Source organism: Deltaproteobacteria bacterium (assembly GCA_016933965.1).
GTDB lineage: Bacteria > Desulfobacterota > Syntrophia > Syntrophales > UBA2210 > JAFGTS01.
Genome location: JAFGTS010000034.1, coordinates 17395 through 41916, shown reverse-complemented (window position 1 = coordinate 41916; position 24522 = coordinate 17395). Strand labels below are relative to the sequence as shown.

Annotated in this window: 18 protein-coding genes; 6 read left to right on the top strand and 12 right to left on the bottom strand. The window is 56.5% G+C overall.

All coding sequences use genetic code 11. From position 1 onward, the window contains the following. Positions 1-28: 28 nt before the first annotated feature. From JXO48_08295 to JXO48_08275, 5 genes are all read right to left on the bottom strand, one after another. Positions 29-514, bottom strand: coding sequence for a Zn-ribbon domain-containing OB-fold protein (locus JXO48_08295; GenBank protein ID MBN2283877.1), 486 nt, complete (start codon positions 512-514; stop codon positions 29-31). 28 nt (positions 515-542) lie between these two features. Continuing rightward, on the bottom strand, positions 543-1736 hold the full coding sequence (locus JXO48_08290) for a thiolase family protein (protein MBN2283876.1): 1194 nt from the start codon (positions 1734-1736) through the stop codon (positions 543-545). Between the two features lie 11 nt (positions 1737-1747). Then, complete coding sequence (locus JXO48_08285; GenBank protein ID MBN2283875.1) at positions 1748-2884, bottom strand: thiolase family protein; 1137 nt, start codon at positions 2882-2884, stop codon at positions 1748-1750. 11 nt (positions 2885-2895) lie between these two features. Next, positions 2896-3345 carry a Zn-ribbon domain-containing OB-fold protein gene (locus tag JXO48_08280; protein MBN2283874.1) on the bottom strand — a complete coding sequence of 150 codons (450 nt, stop codon included), beginning with the start codon at positions 3343-3345 and terminating at the stop codon, positions 2896-2898. A 64-nt stretch (positions 3346-3409) separates the two neighbouring features. Further along, positions 3410-4375: a 3-keto-5-aminohexanoate cleavage protein gene (locus JXO48_08275; protein MBN2283873.1), complete on the bottom strand. Its 966-nt coding sequence runs from the start codon at positions 4373-4375 to the stop codon at positions 3410-3412. A 418-nt stretch (positions 4376-4793) separates the two neighbouring features. Between JXO48_08275 and JXO48_08270 the strand changes: the two genes are divergently transcribed. The 4 genes from JXO48_08270 (at position 4794) to JXO48_08255 (ending at position 10656) form a co-directional block, all read left to right on the top strand. Continuing rightward, positions 4794-5957, top strand: coding sequence for an acyl-CoA dehydrogenase family protein (locus JXO48_08270; protein ID MBN2283872.1), 1164 nt, complete (start codon positions 4794-4796; stop codon positions 5955-5957). 349 nt (positions 5958-6306) lie between these two features. Continuing rightward, positions 6307-7080, top strand: a complete 774-nt coding sequence (locus JXO48_08265; protein MBN2283871.1) for an enoyl-CoA hydratase/isomerase family protein — start codon at positions 6307-6309, stop codon at positions 7078-7080. A 162-nt stretch (positions 7081-7242) separates the two neighbouring features. Further along, positions 7243-8919, top strand: coding sequence for a long-chain fatty acid--CoA ligase (locus tag JXO48_08260; GenBank protein MBN2283870.1), 1677 nt, complete (start codon positions 7243-7245; stop codon positions 8917-8919). Between the two features lie 63 nt (positions 8920-8982). Continuing rightward, a complete protein-coding gene (locus JXO48_08255; protein ID MBN2283869.1) occupies positions 8983-10656 on the top strand; it encodes a long-chain fatty acid--CoA ligase in 1674 nt (557 codons plus the stop codon). 101 nt (positions 10657-10757) lie between these two features. On the opposite strand, the gene JXO48_08250 is transcribed toward JXO48_08255, so the two are convergent. The 5 genes from JXO48_08250 to JXO48_08230 form a co-directional block, all read right to left on the bottom strand. Beyond that, entirely contained in the window at positions 10758-11504 is a 747-nt protein-coding gene (locus JXO48_08250) for a flavodoxin family protein (GenBank protein MBN2283868.1), read from the bottom strand. Between the two features lie 18 nt (positions 11505-11522). Next, positions 11523-13253, bottom strand: a complete 1731-nt coding sequence (locus JXO48_08245) for an AMP-binding protein (protein ID MBN2283867.1) — start codon at positions 13251-13253, stop codon at positions 11523-11525. Positions 13254-13317: 64 nt separating this feature from the next. Further along, on the bottom strand, positions 13318-14463 hold the full coding sequence (locus tag JXO48_08240) for an acyl-CoA dehydrogenase family protein (GenBank protein MBN2283866.1): 1146 nt from the start codon (positions 14461-14463) through the stop codon (positions 13318-13320). Between the two features lie 257 nt (positions 14464-14720). Next, on the bottom strand, positions 14721-15878 hold the full coding sequence (locus tag JXO48_08235) for a 2Fe-2S iron-sulfur cluster binding domain-containing protein (GenBank protein ID MBN2283865.1): 1158 nt from the start codon (positions 15876-15878) through the stop codon (positions 14721-14723). Positions 15879-15891: 13 nt separating this feature from the next. Then, the gene (locus tag JXO48_08230; protein MBN2283864.1) at positions 15892-17394 is read right to left on the bottom strand and encodes an NAD(P)/FAD-dependent oxidoreductase; all 1503 of its coding nucleotides are present in this window, start codon (positions 17392-17394) and stop codon (positions 15892-15894) included. A 782-nt stretch (positions 17395-18176) separates the two neighbouring features. Between JXO48_08230 and groL the strand changes: the two genes are divergently transcribed. Further along, positions 18177-19817, top strand: coding sequence for a chaperonin GroEL (gene groL, locus JXO48_08225; GenBank protein ID MBN2283863.1), 1641 nt, complete (start codon positions 18177-18179; stop codon positions 19815-19817). 77 nt (positions 19818-19894) lie between these two features. Here groL and JXO48_08220 read toward each other — a convergent pair whose 3' ends face one another. Further along, on the bottom strand, positions 19895-20872 hold the full coding sequence (locus tag JXO48_08220) for a D-glycerate dehydrogenase (GenBank protein MBN2283862.1): 978 nt from the start codon (positions 20870-20872) through the stop codon (positions 19895-19897). A 277-nt stretch (positions 20873-21149) separates the two neighbouring features. Between JXO48_08220 and JXO48_08215 the strand changes: the two genes are divergently transcribed. Further along, positions 21150-22607 (top strand): CoA-binding protein, encoded by a 1458-nt coding sequence (locus JXO48_08215; protein ID MBN2283861.1) that lies wholly within the window; start codon positions 21150-21152, stop codon positions 22605-22607. An 84-nt stretch (positions 22608-22691) separates the two neighbouring features. Here the strand turns inward: JXO48_08215 and JXO48_08210 are convergent, their stop codons facing one another. Then, positions 22692-24395 carry an acyl-CoA dehydrogenase gene (locus tag JXO48_08210; protein ID MBN2283860.1) on the bottom strand — a complete coding sequence of 568 codons (1704 nt, stop codon included), beginning with the start codon at positions 24393-24395 and terminating at the stop codon, positions 22692-22694. Positions 24396-24522: the final 127 nt, after the last annotated feature.

Below are 24522 nucleotides of genomic sequence, written 5' to 3'. Positions count from 1 at the left end.
AACCTCCCCAATGATACAGCGGAACAGACTAATCGATGATATCGAAGTGTTTGATATCGGCGATACTGCCCTTTCGTTTTTCTTCAAAGACGGCCTTTACCCGGGCGCCGACCTTGAACTTCTCCGGGTCGGTGCTGTTGACGAAATGGGTGAGGCATGTGTCCGCGCCGTCAAGCTTGATGAAGGCGTATCCATATGGAACAGGACGCTGCTTGCCCGTTTCGGGATCGACGAAGCCGAAATGGACGATCGTGCAGACATACACTTCACCTTCATCGGATAACGGTACGAATTCATCCATCGCCACGTAGCAACTGCCGCAGATCTTGCGGGGCGGGACGTACACTTTTCCGCACTTCGGACATTTTATGCCGTATATCTTCTTATTATCCCTGAGCTCGGCCAGAAATCTGGATCCGAACAATCCGACGCTCCAGTCGTAGGGCTGGAACATGTCACCGGACGTTACGGTGAGAAGCTCCTGTTCGTTTTTCTTCTGTTCATTTTTTTCCATGATGTTCCTCCGTCGCGTTCAAAAAGGATCAGGCCGGTTTCCGCCTGCCCAGGATCATTACGTCAGCCCAGTAACAACCGCCGAAGCCCGTTGCGAAGGCGATGTTCACATCCTTCGGCACCTGCCGGGTTCCCGCCTTGCCCATCACCTGGGTCGCCGCCTCACCGACGCGGATGAGCGCCGTCGCGCCAATGGCATTAGAGCTCATGACACCGCCGGAAGGATTGACCGGCAGCTCGCCGTCCATGTCGGTGACACCGTCCCAGAGCAGCTTCGGGCCTTCACCGTATTCACAGAAGCCGTAATCCTCCATCCACTTGAGGCCGGCGTATGAATAGGGAAGATAAAGCTCGCAGACATCTATCTCTTTGAGAGGCTCCTTTATTCCCGCTTTCTCGAAGGCCTTTTTTGAGGCTTTTGCCATGGTTGTGTTCCGGTCCATGTCCACATCGCCGGCGAGAGCGAAATTATGCCTGTTCACCGTGGAGAGGACCCAGGCCGGGATCGGGGCGATCTTTTCGGCCACATCTTCGGACGCGAAGACGGCCGCCGCGGCGCCGTCCGTCCGCGGGCACATGTCGCTCATCCGAAGTGGATACGCCAGCATGACATTCTGCTCGGACCCGACTATCAGATCGACCAGCTGATCCACCGGGATACCCTTCATCCACTCCTGATGCAGGTGGGCGTAAGGGTTGTTCAGCGCGTGGAGACGTTCCCGCACCGCCACACGGGCCCCGTCCCGTTCGGTGACCCCGTAGTTGCTCATGTACTTGCTTGCCTCGATCGCCAGTCCCGCGACGGCTCCGCCCAGGTTGGGCCGTTCCCATACGGGGTCGAAGGCGGTGATAATGGCGCCCGTGGTGTCCGATTCGGAGTTCTTTTCCCAGCCGATGGCGAGCACCCGGTCGAACATGCCTGAGGCGACATGATAATAGGCGCTCATGGCGACGGTCGTTCCCGTCGTCCCACCCGTGGTCACCTTGAATATGGGCTTCATGACGCCGCCCGCGCCCTCGACACTCCAGGTGTCGACATAGTTAATGCCCTCAAAATGATCCATATTTCCGATGACGATGGCGTCAATGTCCCGGATTGTCAGTTCCGCATCCTGCAGCGCCGTTACAACCGCTTCATTGATGAGTTCCTGTCCATTCACGTCTTTGCGGGAACTTCGTCCTTTCGTCTGTCCAAAACCTACAACGGCTACTCTCTTACCCATATCAGCCTCCCTTATGCTCCCAACACAAAGACCCCGTGTGATTGTCCGCAGGGGCCGTTGATTCCGTGTGCAAGGGCTTTTTTCGCCCCCTTAACCTGCCTGTCACCCGCCTCGCCCCGGAGTTGAAGCGTCGCCTCGACGATGCGCGCCAGACCGGCCACCAGAACGGGATGGGCGGACAGAAGCCCGCCGGAGGGGTTTACGGGCAGTGCCCCGTCCATTGCGGTCGCGCCCGAGCGGATCAGGTCCGCTCCCGCGCCTTCGGCGGCGAAACCGAAACCCTCGTACCAGATGAGTTCCATATAGGAATAGGCATCGGCGATTTCCGCCACGTCGAGTTCCTTCAAGGGGTTTTTGATCCCTGCCGACGCAAATGCTTTGCCCGCCGCGGCCTGCAATGCCCGGGGAAACGTCAGGTCGCGATATCCCAGGGAATAGGAATCGGAACAATGCCCCACGCCAAGTATCCATACCGGGTCCTTCTTGAATCTCGCCAGCCCCTTCTCATTGGAAAGAACAATGGCCGCGGCGCCGTCGGATATGGGGGAACAGTCATAAAGTTTCAATGGTTCTGATATCTTGCGAGAATTCAAAACGTCCTCAAGACTGATCTTTTTCCGGATCTGGGCGAAGGGGTTGTTCACGCCGTTTCCGTGATTTTTCACCGACACCCTGGCGAAGTCCTCTTCCGTCGCCCCCGTTTTTTCCATGTACGCCCGGGCCTGCAGGGCCGCCGATGTCGTGGCGTCCACCCCCAGGTGCCGCTGATAGATGGGATCGAACATGGCGTTCGTGATGAGGTTCATGTTTCCCTCCGATCCCTTCACGTGTGACACGATGAGCGTCGTGTCGAAGGAACCGGAGAGGGTTCGCATCATTCCGTAGAGAGCGCCGAAAATGCCGTCCCCCTCGACGGTCGATACGTCCTTTTCCCATGCGCCCGCGGCATCCTGAATGGCCATGGATGAAATCGTCCGTCCGTCCCAGAAATCATTTGAGACGGTTACCACGTTATCGATATCCTGTATTCCGATCCCCGCATCGGCGAGGGCGCTGGTGCAGGCTTCGAATACAAGCTCCGCGAAGGTGTCTGTTTTCCGTCGTTCGTATATGGTCTGACCAACACCGACAATACCTACCTTTTCCATAGTCCCTCTCCTTATTCGTTTACCGGAGCGAAGTGCTTGATATCCATGATGTTCCCCGTTCGTTCATCGGCGAAGACCGCCTTGACCCGCATACCCACTTTCACGTCGGCGGGATCGGCATCTCCGATATAGTGAAGAAATGAACCGTCGGCGCCGTCCATCTTGATGAGACCCAGGACATAAGGGATGTCCGACGGAGAAACACCGTTCGAGTAATGGGCGACCGTGAAGGATTCAACGGTGCCCGTATCCGCGAGCCGTACCCACTCTTCGTTCGGCACGAAGCATTCCGGGCATGTCTTCAGTGGCGGCACATATACCTTTCCACATTTCGGGCACGTGATACCCCAGAATTCCTTTCCATCTCTCAGCCCGACGAGGAACCGGCTTCCTGTGGCACCGACATACCACTTGTAGGGTACGTTGATACGACCGTGATAGTACATGTTTTCAACATCCATAACATTCCTCCTGCATTCGTTGTTCCACGGCTTTATCTTACCGGAGCAACCGTTGCCGTGTTACTTACGGTTTCTGGGGAAGCCCCAGCATTTCCCGGGCCTGGGCCACAGTTGCCACCGTCCTGTTCATCTCTTCCGCTATCCCTTTGATGCGGGCCACCAACTGGGCGTTGGATTGCAATTTTTCCCCCTTGCGGAAATACAGGTTATCCTCCATGCCGACCCGCACATGACCTCCCATCATAATGGAGAAGACGTTCATGGGGATCTGGAATGGTCCCACGCCGATGAGGGAGAACATCGACTGGGGAGGCAATTCGTTTATCAGGGAGAGGACATTCGCCGGCGTCGGGAAGGAAGATGTCTGGAACCCCATGACGAACTGGATCATGTAGGGCGGATCGATCGTGCCCTCACGCATCAGATCGAGAAGGACCCAGTACTGCCCGGGGTGATACAGTTCCACTTCCGGCTTGATGCCTTTTTCCTGCATTGTTTTCGCATACAGATTAACGTCGCTGTAGCTCGTCGGTATGCACTGATCGAAAAGAAATCCGGGCCGTGGATTCGGCAGGGGTTCTTTCCGGTCTTTCAGAGGGACCTTGAGCATGAATGGTCCCAGGTTCAAACTGGCCATGTCCGGAGCCGGGTCGGCGAAGAGGCAGCACATGCGCTCTTCCGTGGAAAGCCAGGGACCGCCGCCGGTTGTGTTATTGATGATGATGTCCGGACAACGTTCGCGAATGAGAGTGTTCAGCCGTGAATAGTGTTCCGGATTGTTCGTGGTCATGGAGAGATTTTGCGGATCTCTTGCGTGCAGGTGAACAGACACCGCCCCGGCCTGGTAGGCCTCGTAAACGGCATCCGCCTGTTCCTCGACGCTTTCGGGAAGGTTTTCGTTCATTTCCTTGCCCTGAACACCGCCGGTGACCGCGCAGGTGATCATCATGGGCGGGAAATTGTGCCCTCTGACCCGCTCCATCCACGCATAGGGATCGCGATAATCCCACACATAATCTTCCTGTTTCATGTTTACACCCCCTTGGTATGCGTTGAGAAAGGCCCTGTTCGTTATACTAAAGCTTAAAGTTCAGCTTTAGACTTTATTACAAGGTTGCCGGATCCCTGTCAAGCTGTTTTTGTCGCTTTTCCTTCTCTTCGGGAGGGAGTGACGAAACAGGTTCCGGATGCCTCCATGCAACCCGGGAGCCGGGGTCGTTTCCGCCGTCCTGCCGGGTTTTTGCCGGTTTGCAGGACACATCCCCGGGCCTCGTTTCTTGTCTTGACAGGATGGCCGGTGTGGTATAATTATCGTAAAGCTTAGAGTGATACTTTAAGTTGCCGGTTCGCGTGAATTTCTTGTAACGAAAGAAAGAGGATGTTCCGTCGGCCGGATGTTGTATTGCCGGTGTATCGACCATTTCATGAGAACAGGAGGGACACGGATGATGGCACAATCAAATGCAGCAGCACGGCTCTATTTCAATGAGGATCACCAGATGCTTCGGAACACCGTATATGACTTCGTGAAAAATGAGATAAACCCCTGTATGGACCTGTGGGAAGAGCGCACGGTCCCGCTCCATGAGCTGTTCAAAAAAATGGGAGATCTCGGACTGCTGGGCATCCGCTATGATGAACAGTATGGAGGTCAGGGTCTTGATTACTGGTTCGAAACGGCCTTTCTGGAGGAACTGGGACATATTCACGGATTCGGCGTGCCCACGGCCATAGCGGTTCAGACGAACATGGCGACACCCGCCATCGCCCAGTTCGGCAGTGACTATCTGAAGGACAGGTTCCTTCGAGGGGCCGTCGCCGGCGACCTCGTGGCGGCCATCGCGGTGACGGAGCCCGATGCCGGGTCCGATGTTGCCGCGCTCAAGACGCGGGCGGTCAAAGATGGAGATTCCTATGTGATAAATGGTTCAAAGACATTCATAACGAACGGCACGCAGGCGGATTTTCTGACTCTTCTGGCACGGACAAGCGATGAACGGGGCCATCATTGTTTCAGTCTCTTTGTAATTCCCACCGATCTTCCCGGGTTTCATGTCAGCAAGAAGCTCGATAAGATGGGTCTCAGGAGCAGCGATACGGCCGAACTGTTCTTCGACAACCTCCGCGTTCCCGGAGAGCATCTCGTAGGAGAAGAGGGAGAGGGATTCATCTATCAGATGCAGCAGTTTCAGCATGAGCGGTTTTCAGCCCTTCCCTTCCTTTATGTGGCCGCCGGGGACATCATCGCCATGACCGTCGATTACCTGAGACAGCGGATCGTGTTCGGGAAACCCCTGATCGTCCGGCAGGTCCTGAGACACCGGCTGGTCGACTGGCTGACGGAGATCGAGGCGCTTCGGCAGCTCACCTATCATGTCGTCAGGATGAAGATGGAGGGTATCGATGTGACCCGTGAGGTGTCCATGGGGAAGCTGATCGCCGGCCAGCTTATTTCGCGTGTCGCCGACGGATGCCTGCAGATGTACGGCGGCATGGGATTCATGAACGAAACCCTCGTGTCACGCTATTACAAGGACGCCCGTCTCATGTCGATAGGCGGCGGTGCCGATGAGATCATGAGAGAAATTCTCGCCCGGATGGAAGGACTGTAAAACAAACCGGTCGAAAAGGAGACCCCATGGGAGACCAGGAAATATTCATCATTCGGCGGGAAGGACCGGTTGCGTGGTTCATCTTCAACCGGCCCGAGAAGCGCAACATCATAAGGAAGCGATCGTGCACGGCCGGGATCGCGGGATATCGGCCGGCCTGCGCTTCGGCGCCGCGAACCAGGCGGCACTGGTTCCGGAAGAGGATGAGGAATGAAGGCCTCCGCATATTTTTCTTGACAGGTGCCGGAAGACGCGATAGTGTAGCTTAAAGTTATACTTCATGCTTCACCTTTTGTTTCCATATCCATCTGTATCGGGATCATGCAAAGGAACCGTGAAAGGATCAGTTATGAAATGCCGGTATGATGTAGATGAAAAAGGTATTGCGATCCTCAAGATCGATAACCCTCCCTTAAATGCCATTGATGAAGATGTTCTCAATGATCTGGAAAGATCACTGCGTGACATCGCGGACGACCCGGCGGTCAAGGTGGTGATCATCACCGGTGAAGGCATGGCGTTCATCGCCGGTGCCGATATCAAGAAAATGCAGGAGATCAATACGGCATCAGAAGCCGAATCTATGGCGGAGCGGGGCCAGTCAATTCTCAATTTGATCGAACATTCGCAGAAACCTGTCATTGCCGCAATCAACGGTCTGGCCCTTGGTGGTGGAACTGAACTGGCCCTCGCCTGCCATATCAGGATCGGTGCTCAATCGGCGCAAATGGGGCTGCCCGAGGTACGGCTCGGGATCCTGCCCGGATTCGGCGGCACCCAGAGAAGCGCGCGGCTTCTCGGTTCCGCGAAAGCGATGGAGCTGATGCTGACCGGCGCATTCATAGGCATGGCCGAAGCAGAAAAGATCGGCCTGGTAAACGCTGTTGTTCCCGATGCATCACTTCTTGAAGAAGCGGGAAAGCTCGCCGGCAAGATCGCCTCAAAGGGCCAACTGGCCGTGCGTGCGATCGTCACGGCCGTCGTCGAGGGTCTGAAGATGCCCCTTGCCGAGGGCTTGAAGATGGAGCGGACGCTTCTTGGAAGGCTGGCCGAGAGTGCCGACAAGAAGGAGGGGGTCGCCGCCTTCATTGAAAAGCGTAAGCCGGTCTTCATGGACCGATAGAAAACGCCACTGAACCGTCCCTTGCTGTTCGATGAATGATGACGGAGTGATCCCCGGTATACGTGGAGCGGACGTGAGCGGAACTCATCCGGGGAACCGCGGTTCAATGGCTGATTGCCATATTACGCGATGCAATGAACCTAACCGCCAGGAGGTCGAATCATGGCATTCAACAGGATATGGCATGGGGCCTATGTCACCGGAATCCCGCCGGAACTGGAATTTGAGCAACTCACCATATCGGAGTTCCTGAGCCGAAACGCCGGGAAGTATCCCTCAAAGACAGCCCTGATATTTATGGGAAAGCGGATATCGTTCCGCGAACTTGATACCCTGTCGAACCGTTTCGCCCACGCCCTTCGCGCCATCGGTGTCGGTGCGGGGGACCGGGTGGCCCTGCTCCTGCCGAACGTGCCCCAGATCACCATTGCTTATTTCGGCATATGGCGGGCGGGCGCGACGGCGGTTCCCGTCAATCCTCTCTACTCGGATCGTGAAATAGAACACCAGTTGAACATGTCCGGCGCGTCGGTCCTGATCACTCTGGACCTGCTGGCGGAACGGATGCTGGCGCTCAAGACGAAAACACGGCTGAAGACGATCATAACGGCACACATCAACGACTATCTTCCTTTTCCCGTCAAGCAGCTGTTTCCCTTCGTCAAGAAGGGAATGTACGCGCCCTACAGGAAACGTCCGGGATACTACCAGTTCATGGATCTGATGCGGGGAAGTTCACGCACCGACGCACCGGCACACCCGAAGCTTGACGATCTCGCGATCATTCCTTACACGGGCGGTACCACCGGGGTATCAAAGGGAGCGATCATTTCACATCGCAATATCTCATCGATCGTGCAGATCGTCGGGGCCTGGCTCTTTGACATGGAGGAGGGCAAGGAAAGCGAGATAGCCCTGTTCCCCTTCTTTCACATGGCCGGGTTCCTGCTCGTCATGTGCATCTGCCTGTACCGGGCCTGGGAGATCATACTGGTTCCCCGGCCCGAGCCGGAGATCGCGCTGGACATGGCGCTCAAGTACAAACCCTCCATATTCCTGGCCGTTCCCACCATCTATACGGGCATACTGAATCTCCCGGCCTTCAAGACGGCGGACCTGTCCTTTATCAGGGCCTTCTTTTCCGGTGCGGCGCCCCTGCCCGTTGAAACCATCGGGGCCCTCAAGGGAGTTTCCGATGCGAAGATCGGCGTTATCGAGGGGTACGGAATGACGGAATCGACGGGCATCACCCACATGACGCCCTGGCGGGGACTTCACAAGCCGGGAAGCGTCGGCGTCGCCCTGCCCAACACGGACATGCGGATCGTCGATCTGGAAACGGGAGAACGGGAACTGGCCCCCGGTGAAGAGGGTGAGATCGTTTTCAGGGGTCCTCAGATGTGCGCCGGCTATTACAATATGCCCGAGGAAACCGACACCGCTCTCAGGAACGGATGGTTTCACACGGGTGATATCGGAAAGCTCGATGAAGACGGTTTTCTCTATATCGTGGATCGGACAAAGGACATGATCATCGCCGGCGGATACAATATCTATCCCCGGGAGATCGATGAAATACTCTATGAGCATCCTCGCGTTCTCGAGGCCTGCACCGTCGGCGTTCCCCATGAATACCGGGGTGAGACGGTAAAGGCCTTTGTGGTGGTGAAACCGGGGGAGACCCTGACCGCCGAAGAACTGGATGCCTTCTGCAGGGAACGGCTTGCCGCCTTCAAGGCCCCGAAACTCTATGAATTTGTTGATGAACTTCCGAAATCCGCCGTCGGGAAGATACTCAGAAAGGAATTGCGGGAACAGGAGCTCAAAAAACGCCCCTGACCGGACGGCGGAGGGGTTTCGTCACGCGCGAACATGGAAATAATCTGAAAAGGAGGGACGTGTATGGCATTCGAACGGTTCTGGCACAAGTCCTATGTGCCCGGTGTGCCCTATGAGGCGGACATTGAGAAGATCACCATGGCCGAGGTGCTCGAAAGGAACGCGAAGCGGTTCCCGTCGGTCAATACCCTGAACTTTATGGGTAAAAAGATCACGTACCGTGAATTCAATTCCCTGGTCAACCGGTTTGCCAATGCGCTCATCGGTCTGGGAGTGAAAAAAGGGGACATGGTGGCCATGCTCCTTCCCAATATTCCTCAGATGGTGATCGCGAATTATGCAACATACAAGATCGGCGGCGTCACCGTCATGAACAACCCCCTGTACACGGAACGGGAGCTTGAATACCAACTGAACGATTCCGATTCCACGACGCTGATCACCCTCGATCTTCTGCTGCCGCGGGCGCTTTCTTTGAAGGGTAAGACGAAAATAGAACGGATCATCACCTGCCACATTAACGATTTTCTCCCCTTTCCGGCGAAGCAGCTCTTCCCCTTCGTCAAAAAGGACATGTTCAGGAAGGTCGAACCCCAGGCCGGGGTATATGAATTCACGGAACTCATCAAACAATACCCTGACAGTACGGTGAAGATACAGGCTGAATGGGACGGTCTTGCCGCCCTCGTCTATACGGGGGGCACGACCGGCGTCAGCAAGGGGGTGATGCTGACCCATGCTAACTGCTCGAGCAACGTCCAGCAGTTGCGATACTGGATCCACGATCTCGAAGACGGGAAGGACAGCCTTCTGTACATCTTCCCCGTCTTTCACACGGCGGGATACCTCTGTCAGAACTTCTGCGTCTGGACGGGACTGACGAACGTGCTGATTCCCCGGCCGGAACCCAAGGCGCTGGCCGACATGATCAGCAAGTACAAGCCCACGTACATCGGCGGTGTTCCCACCATCTACGTGGGTATGCTGAAAGAGCCGAAGTTCAAGAATCAGGACGTGACCTTCATCAAGGGGTTTTTCTCCGGTGCGGCGCCCCTGCCCGTTGAGATCATCAGGCAGTTGAAGGATGCGACGGGTTCGACCATTCTCGAGATATACGGCCAGACGGAAACGAGCCCCGTGGCGACGGTGACCCCCTGGGGCGGCAAGATCAAGGTGGGGACCGTGGGCCTGCCCGTGTGCAACACCGATATCCGGATCGTCGGAGAGGACGGAAAGGATATGTCCATCGGGGAAAGCGGCGAGATCTGTTTCCGGGGCCCCCAGGTCATGAAAGGCTATTACAAGAAGCCGAAGGAAACGGCGGAGACGATCGTGGACGGGTGGCTTCATACGGGTGATGTGGGTGTCATGGATGAAGAGGGGTACCTGTCAATCGTCGATCGCATGAAGGACATGATCATCGCCGGCGGCTACAATATCTACCCCGCGGAGATCGACGATGTTCTCTACAAACATCCCAAGGTGTTCGAGGCCTGTACTATCGGTGTTCCCCATGAGTACCGGGGTGAGACGGTCAAATGCTATATCGTCCTCAAGCCCGGGGAGACGGCCGATGCCGAGGAAATCATCCGGCATTGCAAGGATAACCTCGGGGCCTACAAGGTTCCCAAGGACATAGAGTTCATCGATGAACTGCCCAAGAGCGCCGTGGGAAAGATCCTGCGACGTGAAGTGAGGGATCTGGATAAAAAGAGGAAAGGGGCCTCCGCCGCCTGACGGATTGGTCTATCGCGGATGAACAGAAAGGGGATGGCCTGTGGCGGCCATCCCCTCTTTTGTTCGCACTTCCGAAAGAGCGGCCCTGTTGCCGCCGCCGGTCAGCCTTTTCCCATGATGAGCTTCTGCGCCTTATCGATGTTCTGATTGAGGATCGAGACGAGTTGTTCGACGGGGAGATCGATGAACGGCCGGTCAAGGATCTCCTGGGTTTCCGGGGCGATCCTTCCCTGTTCGGCGACCTCGCGGCCTGCCTGCCTGCATGCCTGGAAAAACCACTCGAATTGAGGCAGCAGTTTTTTGACGGTCAGAATTTCTCCCATTCCCTTCAGTATCCGCGCGGCGACGGACGCGTGCGTTCCCCCACCGAAGGCCCAGGCGAACTTTTCAAAGGTCAGCTCCAGAGCGGTGAAATGTTCCCGTTCGGGAAAACCGGCATTGGAAATAAGCACCCACTCCCATTTCTTGTCGGGATCGCGGGGCGGATGGCCCGTCAGGCCGTCCGTATAGGAGAGCTTGAGGTCTCCGAAAATGATGAACCGGTCCATGAGCAGCTTCATCAGGGCGCTGACGGTAAAGACATAGAGCGGTGTCGCGAAGACAAGGACGTCGGCTGCCTTGATCCGCTCTCCGATCCAGTCCATGTCATCACTCATGATGCATCGGCCCGGCGTTTTCATGTGGCAGTTGTAACACCCGCGGCACTCCTTGATGTCAAGGTCCTTCAGGTACAACGTCTCCACCGACGCACCCGCGTCGCGCATTCCTTCAAGGAAGGGCTGAAGGATCTTTTCCGTGTTGCCCTTTGCTCCCCGCGGACTTCCGTTAAATGCCAGTACCGTCTTCACAACCGTTCCTCCTGCGTTTCATAGATTGATCTCGAGCTCCTCCACCACCGGGTGCAGCTCCCGCTTGAGTATCTTCCCCACGCCGCTCACCGGCAATTGTTCGATGATCTTGACGAGCCTGATCTTCTTGTATTTCGCCAGTTTCGAGTTGGCATACTCCATGAGTTCATCTTCCGTCGCCGCTGCGCCCGGGACCAGCTGCACGAAGGCGACGGGAAGGTCACCGAACCGGTCGTCGCGTTTCCCGACCACGGCGGACTGGGCCACGGAGGGATGCGCGTTCAGCACCTCCTCCAGGTCGCGTGGGTAGATATTATATCCCTTGTAAATGAGCATGTCCTTTTTCCGGTCGGCGATATAGAGGAACCCGTCCTCATCGAACCTGCCCATGTCGCCGGTGAGAAGCCAGCCGTCCTTTGTCAGGACCTGTTCGGTCTCTTCCGGTTTATTCCAGTATCCCTTCATCACCTGGGGGCCGTGGACGCAGATCTCGCCCACTTCGCCCGTGGGCATTTCCTTTGAAAAATCCTCGGTGTCCACGATCTTGATCTCTGTGTCCTGTATGGGCAGCCCCACGGAACCCATGCGGTGTTTTTCCCGTTCTGCGATGCCGAACGAACAGGCAACGGTGGCCTCCGAAAGGCCGTATGCCTCCGTGACGGCGCCGGGGATCTTCGCCTTCATGGCTTCCAGAAGCCCCGGTGAGATCGGGGCGGCCCCGGACGCGACAAGGCTGATGTCGGACATGTCGATCTCCTTGAACACCGGGTGCTCGACCATGGGGACAAAGAGCTGCGGCGCGCCGCCGAATATGGTCGCCCGGTACTTGGGGATCGCTTCGAGAAATTCCTGCGGATCGAAGCGGGGCATGACCACCAGGGTGGCTCCCGCGAGGAGCTGCATGTTCAGAAAGGCGAAGGTTCCCATGGCATGAAACCAGGGCGGTACGACCAGGGACATTTCACGGCCCGGCTTGACGGGGTGGTCCTCCGGGGAATCACCCGCTTCCCGCCTGATCCCGAAGATCCCGTCCTCATAGGTCACATCACCGCCCGTGAACCAGTACTGGAGCTGGCAGGATGCCACGACACCGTTGAAATGGGTGACCATGACCCCTTTGGGTGTTCCCGTGGTTCCGCCCGTGTAGGAGATATGCGCCAGGTCTTCCGTGACCTGAAATGATATGTCAGGTGCTTCGGCGGGATAGTCGCGCAGTAGGGACGTGAAATCGATGATCCCCTCCTCGAAGGGTGATTTCGAGAGCAGCTTGACCGGCGCGTTCACCGGCGGGTAGCAGTCCGCCAGGCTCGTGAGGATAATGTTTTTCACGGGCGACTTTGACAGGGCTTCCTTGGCGACGGGATAGAAAAGATCGATCCCGATAAAGGTCTCGGCACCTGAATCGTTCAGCTGGAAGGTGATCTCCCGGTCCGCCAGCAACAGGCTGACCGGTACGAAGACAGCGCCGGCCTTGAGCAGGCCGTAGTAGGCGATGGCGAACTGCGGACTGTTCGGCAGGTACAGCGCCACCCGGTCTCCCTTGCGTACGCCCAGTGCGTGGAGGGCGGCCGCGAACCGGTCGGACAGCTGATCCAGTTCGCGGTAGGTCATTTCCATGCCCGCGAAGATCAGGGCATTGCGATTGGGCCATTTCTTCGCTGAAGAGCGGATGATCTCAAAGATCGGCACTTCCGGGTAACTGAGCGCGCGAAAAATCCCTTTCGGCCAGCAGGTGAAGTTCTTCCCCATAAGGTTCCCTCCTTTGTGGTTGAAAAACCGATGACAGGCCCCGTCACCCTCCGCCGGGATTCCATTACAGGTCCATCATCCTGGAGATAATGAGCTTCATGATTTCCGATGTTCCCGCAAAGATGGTCTGGACCCGGACGTCCCGGAACAGACGAGCAATGGGATATTCTTCCATGTATCCATAGCCGCCATGGAGTTGGACCCCCTGCTGGGCGATGCGGTTCGCCATCTCGGCGATCCAGTATTTGGCCATGGACACCTTCTTGACGATGTTCTTTCCATCAATATGATCCAGTGTCAAGGATTCCATGAAGGTCCTTCCGAGTTCCACTTCCGTGGCCATCTCGGCGAGCTTGAACGAGACGTGCTGGTGGCGGGAGACCGGCCGTCCGAAGGCGACCCTGGATTTCGTGAAATCAATGGTGTATTCAAGGGCCATCTCGGCCATGATCTGTGATCCCCAGGCGGAGACCAGCCGTTCCTGCTGCAGTTTTTCCATGAGGTACTTGAAACCGCTCCCCTCCTCCCCGAGAAGGTTGGCGGCGGGAACGCGGCAGTCCTCGAAAAAAAGCTCCGACGTATCCTGACTCTTCATGCCGATCTTGTGGAGCTTTCTGCCTTTCACAAAGCCGGGGGTCCCGTCCTCGACGACAAAGAGGCTCATCCCCGCATAGGGGGCCGCGGGATTGGTCAGTGCCGCCACGACGACGAGGTCACAGATGATACCGTTTGAAATGAATGTCTTCTGTCCGTTGATGATGTAATCGTCACCGTCGCGGACGGCGGTGGCCCGGATGGATGCCAGGTCCGAGCCCGCCACGGGTTCCGTCATGGCGACGGCGGTGACGATGTCGCCGCTGGCGCAGCCCGGGAGCCATTTCTGTTTCTGTTCTTCGTTGCCGAAGGAATAGATGTAGGGAACGACGACATCGCTGTGGAGCGGCGCCACGAAACCCAACTGGTTCGTCCGTTCCATTTCCTCGATGATCATGACGGAGTATTCAAATCCCACGCCGGAGCCCCCGTATTCCTCGGGCAGCCAGGTGCAGAGAAAACCCTGGGAACCGAAATCCTTCCATGCCTGCCGGGGGACGATCCCCTGTTCCTCCCATTCCTCAACGTAGGGGACCACGTTCTTTTCGAGGTATTTTTTGAGAGCGTCTCTGAAGATTCGATGTTCCTCGGTATGGATCCGTTCAAGAAGCGACATGTTTTCAACCTCCTCTGATTATCTTTATACTGTTTCGATTATCCCGGCACGGGACGTGTCTTCCCGCGAGCGGGGAAATAATGAAGCATGAAGTGTAACTTTATGGTTTAGTATATGTATTCATCCTGCCTGTCAAGGAATATTTGAAATGGCGACAAGGCCTTTGAAGGGCGGGAATGGGAGGGCTGTCCTGAACGCGGCGGGGACAGAAAGGGCCGCCCCGGGGCGGCCCCTTCAAAATCCGTTGTTAAACCGTGCTACACAAGGACTTCAAGGTCCTCAAGGGGAAAAGAGACGCAGGAATGCACGTATCCATGCTTCCGGTCCGATTTTCGAACCATCGTGCCGGCCGGCTGATAGACGCTCCCTGAAAGGATCTTCACCCGGCACATGCTGCACTCACCCGAGCGGCAGAGGGACGGCACGAGTATGCCGTTGTTTTCCAGCGCGGTGAGCAATGATTCCCCCGCCTTCGCCTGAAATGATCTCTTTCCTTTGACGGAAACCGTGAACCGGTCTTCCGCCTTGATCTTAGCGGGCCATCCGGGGTAATCGGTGATGCCAAGGGGGGGGCCGTACATTTCCCGGCGCGTCTTCCGCTGGGGGACCCCCAGCTTTTCAAGTTCCGGGAGGCAGAAATCATACAGGCCCCGGGGACCGCAGAGAAAATAGGTCTTGCCGGCGTGATCGCCCGAAATTTCGCTGACCACGGCGCCGGTGATAAATCCGCATGTGCCGTCATAGTCTTCCAGGGGTTCCTCGATGACCGGTGTGTACGTGATGTTCGCGTGCGTAAGGGAAAGACGGACCAGTTCATCGTGGAAGATGACGTCCTCCTGGTTCTTGTTCCCGTAAAAAAGGAACACCGTGCGGTCAAGGCCGCTTTCGGCGATCTCCCGTATCATGCTCATGAAGGGCGTGATGCCGCTGCCGCCGGCGATACAGACCATGGTTTTTTCGTGGACCAGGGGATTGTGATAGAAATTCCCCGACGGGCCCGATGTTTCGATGACATCGCCCGTAGTCACCTCGTCCAGGAGATGGTTCGAGACCAGGCCGTTTTCCACGCGACGTACGGTGATGTCATAGTATCCGGTCTGATTGGGTGACGATGAAATGCTGTAGGGGCGGCCCGTCCTGATATTTCCGATGGTCAGATAGAGGGTGATATACTGCCCCGCAAGAAACGGCGGCAGGTAATGGTCATCCGATACCAGGCGGAAGGTTTTCGTTGTGGAAGATTCCTCGATGACCTCAGTGATCCGAAGGTCCATCTTCGGCGGGTGGAGCCGTTCGATGAACGGTTTCGTCAGGTACTTGTCGGGGATGATGTTCTCACGGTACTTCCGGGTCGCTTCGATCTCACGAACGATATCATTATATCCATCGAATTCTTGCCATATTCCCTGTTTCATGATTCCACTCCTCTTATTTTCCGAGTTGTCTGCTGATCGATCGGGCGACGGCTACACCGGAATTGAACGTCGGTTCGAAACCGCAGTCCCCCGCCCAACTGCCCGCAAAGTACAATCCCTTGATCGGTGAATTGCGGTCCGGCTGGAAGAACAACGAATCCTTCATAAGCTGTTCGTACCCGTAGATCGACCCGCCGGGGTGAGCGAGATACCGCATGAAGGTCAGGGGTGTCGCCACTTCTATCTCCTCGATATGCTTCCGTATGTCCGGAAAGACCTGCTCCATGCGGTTCAGCATTTCATCAGCGCACCGGAACTTGACATCGTGGTATTTATGGGGCGGTATAGTCAGCCAGGGGTCCCCGTATTTCACGGCCACCGCGCTCGTCTGGCATGCCCCGGGCGGGGAGAAACTGTCATCGATCAGGTCATAGCAACTGAAGGCCATAAAATCGTCCTTGAGCCCCAGGTTCCACATGTTGTTCACGATCTTTTGGGCCGAGATATCCGTGTTGGCGAGCATAAAGTTCATTGATTCCGTGATGCCCAGCGTTTCCGGTTCGCAATCGTAGCCGGCAAAGACGACAAAGGCCGAGATGGCCACGTTCCGGGACTTGACCTCATCGAACACCCCGTCCGGCACCTGGGCCGGATCGATCATATGGATATAGGTGTATGCCTGGGAGGCGTTGGAAACCACATATTTCGTGGTGATCTCGTCTCCTTCTTCGGTGATCACCGCCTGGACGGCGCCGTTCTTTACGACGATCTTCGCGGCCCCGCAGTTGAATCGTGCCTTGCCGCCATAGCTGAGAAATTTGTTGAATATGGCGTTCGACATGGCCTGTGAACCGCCTTTGACATGAAAGGGCTTGAATTCCGTGTACTGGAAGAAGAGAAGTGCCAGGTACGCGAAGGAGAGGCGGCTGGGAGGAACGCCCAGGTAGCCCCAGTAGGCAGCAAGGATCGCCTTGAGCAGGGGGTCCTTGAAATAATCGTTCAGGACCGATTCAGCGTCACGCAGGGCGTATGCATACAGCGTCGGGTACTTTTCACGGGACGGCTCGGGATCACGGAAGATGAAAGCGCTCAACATATCCTTTGCGTAACGCTCCATGAGGCCGAAGAACTTCCCTATGGCTTCTTTTTCGTGGGGGAATTTTTTCTGAATGGCCTCGATAACCTGAGTGATCTCCGTCTTCAGGGGAAGGCTGAACCCGTCGGGCATCACGAAATTATACAGGTCCTTTGCTTCAACGAATTCCAGGTCCTCCGTTACGCCGAGCTTATCGAAGGTCATGCGCAGGGGCCCCGGTTTTTCAGGTCTGCCCAGACCGCTCAGTTGATGGAGGGCCACTTCGAACTCGAAGCGTCCCCGGCAGAAGGTCGTGCCGCAACCGCCTGGAATATTATGGCGTTCCAGGAGCAGGACCTTGAGCCCCTTCTGGGCAAGGGCGCAGGAGGCGGTCAACCCGCCGTTGCCGGCGCCGATTACAATCGCGTCATAGTCTGCCATAGATCACCTCAATCATGGTCTTTCAAATCTCGGCATATGCCGATGTATCAAGGTTTTCCGGCCGTTCATAGAGATGTGGGTCCCTTCATTCCCGGCCGGTGTCCTCTTCCCGGAAAGCGAATGGTAGTGTCCTCTGCGTCCCGAAAAGCGCCTGAGATCATTTTTCATAAAGACTGTATTTTGATTGCCTGTAAGCCCGTAAAGGCTTGAATATCGATAATTTAGGTGTGTGTCAACACAAATCTGAGAAGTCATCATAAATCAAGAAGTTATACTTTAAGCTTTAACCTTTATGGAGGGGAGAAAATACCTGCTTTGCCCCGCCCGCGGCAGGCAATCGGGCCATCTTTCGGGACACGTGGATCGACAAGAAGACCCGGGCTGTTGAAAAATTAATCCGGCCCTATTGACATGGCCGCAGCCGTGATTAATTTATGGCTTGATGAATACACCTTCAGAATGAAGTAATGGAGCTTCGGTCGTGTTTCATTTATTTCCCTATCATGGCTTTCTGTAAATTCCATCCGCCCCATACTGTTCCCCGCGCCGAAAACGGGTCATTTCCATCGCAACCATGACGGGATACCGGGACAGCCGGTACCGTATTATAACCAGGAAGATGAGCGAGAGAGAAAAACCGGCATCAGGAACAGAACATGACCGGATCGAGGGTTGTTCTTTCGGGAAAGGTGCCGGCGGTGAGGCAGGGATCGATATTCAGGGATAACGGGGGATACACAAAGTCAATATTGTAATAATTAATGATATAAGGAGGTTACGGGATGGCTGCAAAGATTATCAAGTATGATATGGATGCCCGGGAAAAGATCATCCGGGGAGTGGATGCCCTGGCGGACGCGGTAAAGGTCACCCTGGGTCCACGGGGGAGAAACGTGGTCATCGAAAAGTCCTGGGGGGCGCCGAATATCACCAAGGACGGTGTGACCGTCGCCAAGGAGATCGAACTGGAAGACCGGTTCGAGAACATGGGGGCCCAGATGGTCCGGGAGGTGGCGTCGAAGACCTCCGATATGGCCGGTGATGGAACAACGACGGCAACGGTCCTGGCCCAGGCCATCTTTCATGAGGGGGTAAAACTTGTCGCCGCCGGTATGAATCCCATGGATTTGAAGCGGGGTATCGACAAGGCTGTTGAGGTCGTTGTGGGTGAACTGAAAAAACTCTCAAAGACCATCAAGGATAAGAAGGAAGTTTCCCAGGTCGGTATGATCTCGGCCAACAATGACATCACTATCGGCGGCATCATTTCCGAAGCCATGGAGAAGGTCGGCAAGGAGGGTGTCATAACCGTCGAGGAGGCCAAGAGCATGGAAACCGTCCTGGATATCGTGGAAGGCATGCAGTTCGACCGTGGATACATATCACCCTACTTCGTCACCAACGCAGAGAAAATGGAGGTCGCCCTCGAAGAACCGTTCATCCTGATCCATGAAAAGAAGATCAGTACCATGAAGGACCTGATCCCCATTCTGGAAAAGGTCGCCCGCATGGGAAGGCCGCTTCTCATCATTGCCGAGGATATTGAGGGTGAGTCCCTGGCGACGCTCGTGGTCAACAAGATCCGCGGGACGCTGCGGTGTGCCGCCGTGAAGGCCCCCGGGTTCGGCGATCGGCGCAAGGCGATGCTTGAGGATATCGCCGTCCTGACGGGAGGCAGGGTGATCTCGGAAGAAATGGGCAGCAAGCTGGAAGGCGCTTCTCTTGATGATCTCGGAACCTGCCGGCGGGTGACCATCGACAAGGATAATACGACCATCATCGACGGGGCGGGCAAGCCTGACCAGATCGCGGGCCGGGTAAAACAGATCCGGGCCCAGATAGAGGAGACCACGTCCGACTACGACCGTGAAAAACTTCAGGAACGCCTGGCAAAGCTGGTCGGCGGCGTTGCCGTCATCAAGGTGGGGGCGGCGACCGAGATAGAGATGAAGGAGAAGAAGGCCCGTGTCGAGGACGCCCTGAACGCCACGAGGGCCGCCGTGGAAGAGGGGATCGTCGCGGGCGGGGGCGTATCGCTCATCAGGGCCCTCAAGGGTCTGGAGAAGTTGAAGCTGTCCGGTGACGAAATGCACGGGCTCGACATCGTCCGGCGGGCCCTCGAGGAACCGATGCGGCAGATCGCGAACAATGCCGGCTTTGAAGGTTCCGTGGTGGTCGAGAAGGTCAAGAAAGGGAAGAATGACTATGGGTTCGATGCCGATTCCGGTAATTACACCGACATGGTAAAGGCGGGTATCATCGATCCCACGAAGGTCGTCCGTTTCGCTCTTCAGAACGCCGCCTCCGTATCATCATTGCTCCTGACGACGGAAGCCATGGTTGCCGAGAAACCGAAAAAGAAATCATCCATGCCGGGAATGCCCGGTGGTATGCCGCCTGACATGGGCGACTACGATTATTGAAAAGGTCCTGAACGATCCGTGTTCCGGGCGATGGTTCCATCGCCCGGAACGCTCTCAAGACACAATCCCTTACGATCCTAATTCGAAAAGATTTCCGGGTTCACGCAGTCCGGCGGTCGCTCGCCCCTGAGCATGGCGAGGAGATTCCCGGCCGCCTTCAGTGCCATGCCCGTCCGGGACTGTCGCGTCGCCGAGGCGATGTGCGGCGTTATGACCACGTTCGGCAGTTCGGCAAGTCCCTCCACCATCCGCGGCTCGAATTCGTAGACATCGAGCCCGGCGCCCGCGATCGTCCCTTTTTGCAGGGCTTCGACGAGGTGCGCTTCATGTATCACGGGACCGCGGGAGGTATTGATGAGGTAGGCGGTGGTTTTCATTTTCCTGAAGATATCCTGGTTGAAAAGGTGCCGTGTCTCTTCCATCAGGGGGACATGGATACTGATGAAATCCGATTCTTCGAGAAGACGGCGTAACGGCACCCGCTCCGCGCCGAGCTCGTCTTCCAGGGTCTTGTTCACGGACACATCCGTGTAGAGCACCCTCATGGAAAATCCCTTTGATCTCAATGCCATGGCCGTTCCGATGCGACCCGCACCGACGATACCGAGGGTCTTGCCTCCCACGTCGCCGCCGATGAACTGCAGCGGCCCCCAGCCCTTCCAGCCACAGGAGCGCATGACACCGTCCGATTCAACGACACGGCGCGCCGCGGCGAAGAGCAGGGCCCAGGCCATCTCGGCCGTTGCATCGGTCAGCACCCCGGGGGTGTTCGATATGGGGATCTTGCGTCTTGTTGCCTCGGCCACGTCGATGTTGTCGTAGCCGACGGCATAATTGGCGAACCCCCTGATACCGGTGGCCGCGTCATAGACCTCGGCATCGATCCTGTCGGTGAGAAGGCTGATAACCCCGTCCCGTCCACCGACCCTGTCGAGAAGCTCCTCCCGGGTCAGAGGCCGATCATCCGGGTTTACCTCCACGTCGCAGTGTTCCTTCAGAAGGTCGATCCCTTCCCGGGGAATGAGCCTGGTAACATATACGCTGTAAGGTTTCATGATGTTTTCTCCTTGGATGATACCAGATCCTATGTTTTTCCGGGGTCTCAGTCAAGGGGCCCGCTGAACTCTTCCGGGGATGCGTTCACATGCCCTGTGCCGGCCCGGGTGTCCCGATTCCCGTAAAATCAATTGACATATCGAACCAAACGTGGTTCCCTTTCCATGCTTTTGAGGGGGTGCTCGCAGGGTATGGCCGGGACCACGGACACCCTGCGGAAAAGAAGCGTGCCGCCCGATCTCTTGATTTTTCGATCACGTTCTCAAGGAGGGAAGCATGCTCACGTCACATCGGGACAGCCCGCTGTATACGATCGCGAATCCTGAAAGTATTGCCTTTTTCGGGGCCTCCGGTCATCCGTTACGGATGGGCTCTATCATGCTGTCATCCCTCATAGCCCTCGGCTATGAAGGAGCCGTGTATCCGATCCACCCGGAAGAAAAGCAGATACAGGGATTCACGGCATACCGGAGCGTGGATGAGATACCCGCCGTTCCCGACCTGGCCATTATCGTTCTCCCCACGAACATCGTCTCCCGGACGCTGGAAGAGTGCGGCAGGAAGGGTATCAGGCACGCAGCCATCATTTCCGGCGGGTTCGCCGAATCCGGCGACAGCGGCGTCGACCTGCAGAGAGAACTGGCCCGGATCGCCGATACCTGTGGGATCCGCTTTCTGGGGCCGAATTGCCTCGGTGTCGTCAATACCCATCTCAAGTTCAATCCCACGCCGATCCAGGCGGAAGGTCCTCCGGGGTTCGTGGGGTTGGCGTCACAGAGCGGAAGCTTCCTTACGCAGATGCATAATTACCTCTACCGGATCGGTCTGGGGTTCAGCACCGCCTTCAGCGTGGGGAACGAGGCCAACATAGATCTCGTCGACTGTATCGAGTACCTGGGGGCCTGTCCGGATACGAAGGTGATCGCCCTGTATATCGAAGGGATACGCCGGGGAAAGGACTTTATCCGGATGGCCCGTTCCGTTGTGCCCCGGAAACCCATCGTGGCCCTCTATGCGGGAGGCTCCGAGGCGGGCCGGCGGGCCGGTGTTTCACACACGGGAGCCCTGGCGGGACCCGATGAGATATATGACAGCATGTTCCGCCAGTGCGGCATCATTCGAGCATTCAACCTTACGGAATTATTTGATTATTGTCTCGCGCTGGGAAATCTGCCGAAACCGGCGGGCCGCCGGGTGGTCATTCAGACCCACTCGGGGGGACCGGGGGCGACGGCGGCGGATTCCTGCGGGCGTGCGGGCCTGGAAGTACCCGCGCTTTCGAGTGACACGATCGACGCCCTGAAACCCTATCTTCCCAATACGGCCAGCCTGCAAAATCCCGTGGACATCACCTTCAGCAAGGACATCATGAACGAATTCAGGGAAATACCCGACGTGCTTTTACGGGATACCAATACCGATATCCTGATGATCTATATCCTGTCACCCCATATCTTTGTCAAACCGATGCTGGAACGTACGGGAATGAAGCCCGATAAGGCCGCTGAAGAGACCGTTGCCATGATGGACCGGCTCGGTGACAGCTTCATCGAGGTAACGAAAAAATACGACAAGCCCGTGGTGGTCTACACATACCGGAGTCTCCAGGAGCAACTGATGCGGAGTCTCCTGGAAAAGGGCATTCCCGCTTACAATGATCCTGACCGGGCGGCACGGTCACTGGCGGCCCTGTTGCGGTATTATGAGATGAGGGAACGATCGACGGCTTCGTAAGAAGTCCCCCCGCGCGCAGCAGCGCACGCCGTGTTACCGGGCTTTTTACGAAGCCGCCTCAGTCATCGTCGTTTTGACGGCCGTTTACTCGTTCATCGCGTACTCGCCGTTCAACGGAAATACGTACTTCTCCCAGACACGCTGATACTGCTCGTTGTCACCGACGGCCTTGATCGTCATGATATCCCTGCAGAAGGTCCGCTGTTCATCCCGGGTGCTGTGATTTCCATAGATCTGGAGGGCGAAGAGGGCGAAGTCGCGTACCATGAAGTCGAATATCTGGTTGATGATGTCCTCGTCGACAGTGTCGATCCGTGCCTGTTCGAGGATCAGCTGGCCGTACACCACGATGGAGAACATCTCGCCCAGCGGCAGGGAAAATGAGGGGTCCATGTCCTGCATCTTGTCGGGGCCCGCCTTTTCCAGAAATTCCCTGAAAATATTGAACTGCTTCATGAAGGTCGCCACGTTCGGCAGGCCCTTGTTAGCCTCGAAGACGGGTCCGAAGTCGTGGAACTGGACCGCGCCGAGGCCCTTCGTCGGTCCCTGGTTGAACAGGAACAGGTCGTCCACGGCTGAGAAGTCGGGTTCAACGGCGGTGTATTCCGCGGGATTGAAGAAGTAGTTCTTCATGAACTTGCGGATCAGCTGGACGTTCACGTGAACCGTACCCTCAAGCTTGGAGGGCCCCCGCATGTCGGAGGCGGCCATGTGGAAGTAGGTGTCCTTTTCGAATCCCTTCGCCGCGATCACGTCCCACAGAAGGTTGACCACATCCTCTGACTGGAGGGTCACCTTCATCTTGCTCGTGGGATTATACAGAAGGTAGCGGCGGTCGTTCGCGTCGGCATTTCTGAAGTAGTCCGTCGAGCGCCGCTGGTAGAGCTTCATGGCCACGAGGCGCAGCCAGGCGTCCATGAAATTTTTTCTCACGTGGGGCATGTCGGTGACGCGCATCCCGTAGAGGATGCGGTTCGCCGCGTGGGTGATGGCCTCGTAGAAGCAGTGCTCGGCCAGTCCGATGGATGCCGGGCCGATGTTGAATTTGCCGATGTTCACCGTGTTCAGTGCGGAATCCCAGGCGTGCGGTCCCCGGGAGAGGATGTCATCCTCCGTGATCGGGTAATCATGGAGGGCGAAATTGGACACATACTCCTGGTGGGAAATGACGTTTTTCTTCAGCTCATAGGCCTTGTTCCGGTAATTGGTGACGAAGAAGACATAGTCGTCGGTTTCGTCCTTGACCTTTCCGAGGGTGGAGACCATCTCCGCCTCGTTACCATTGCCGATATAGTATTTTTCGCCGTTCGCCACCCAGGTGCCGTCGTCCTTGGGCGTCAGGGCCGTCTCGGTGGAATAGATGTCGGCGCCGTGCACCCGTTCGGAGAGACCGAAGGCGAAAATAGCGCCCTCTTTCAGGAGCCTGGCGGCTTTCTGCTTGGCTTTCTCGTTGGGGCTCATCCAGATGGGGCCCAGCCCCAGGATGGTCACCTGGAAACAGTACCAGTACCCCAGGCCGTAAAAGGCGAGGAGTTCGCTGAACTCATTGTTCCGAGCCGTGTCCCACCGGCAGTCGGGATCCCCTCCGGCATATTCGATCGGGGTCAAAAGCTTGGCGAATATCTGCTCTCTGCCGATAAAATCGACAAATTCCCGATACCAGACCTTCTTGTTGTAATCATCGAGAAGCCGTTCCTTGCCCATGGTCTCGAAAAAGGTGACGGTCTTATCCAGCATCGCTTGAAATCCCGCGTCGCCCGTGAGGGTCCTGTACTTTTTCGGTTGCATCAGATAATTCATGGTACACTCCTTTCCACTTGAAAATATTCTCTGCCGGTCCGCCGTTCCATCGGCGCAAAACTCCCCGTCATCGGGGGCCTCACGCGTTCACGCGGGAGCGGCCCGTCGGGCGAAT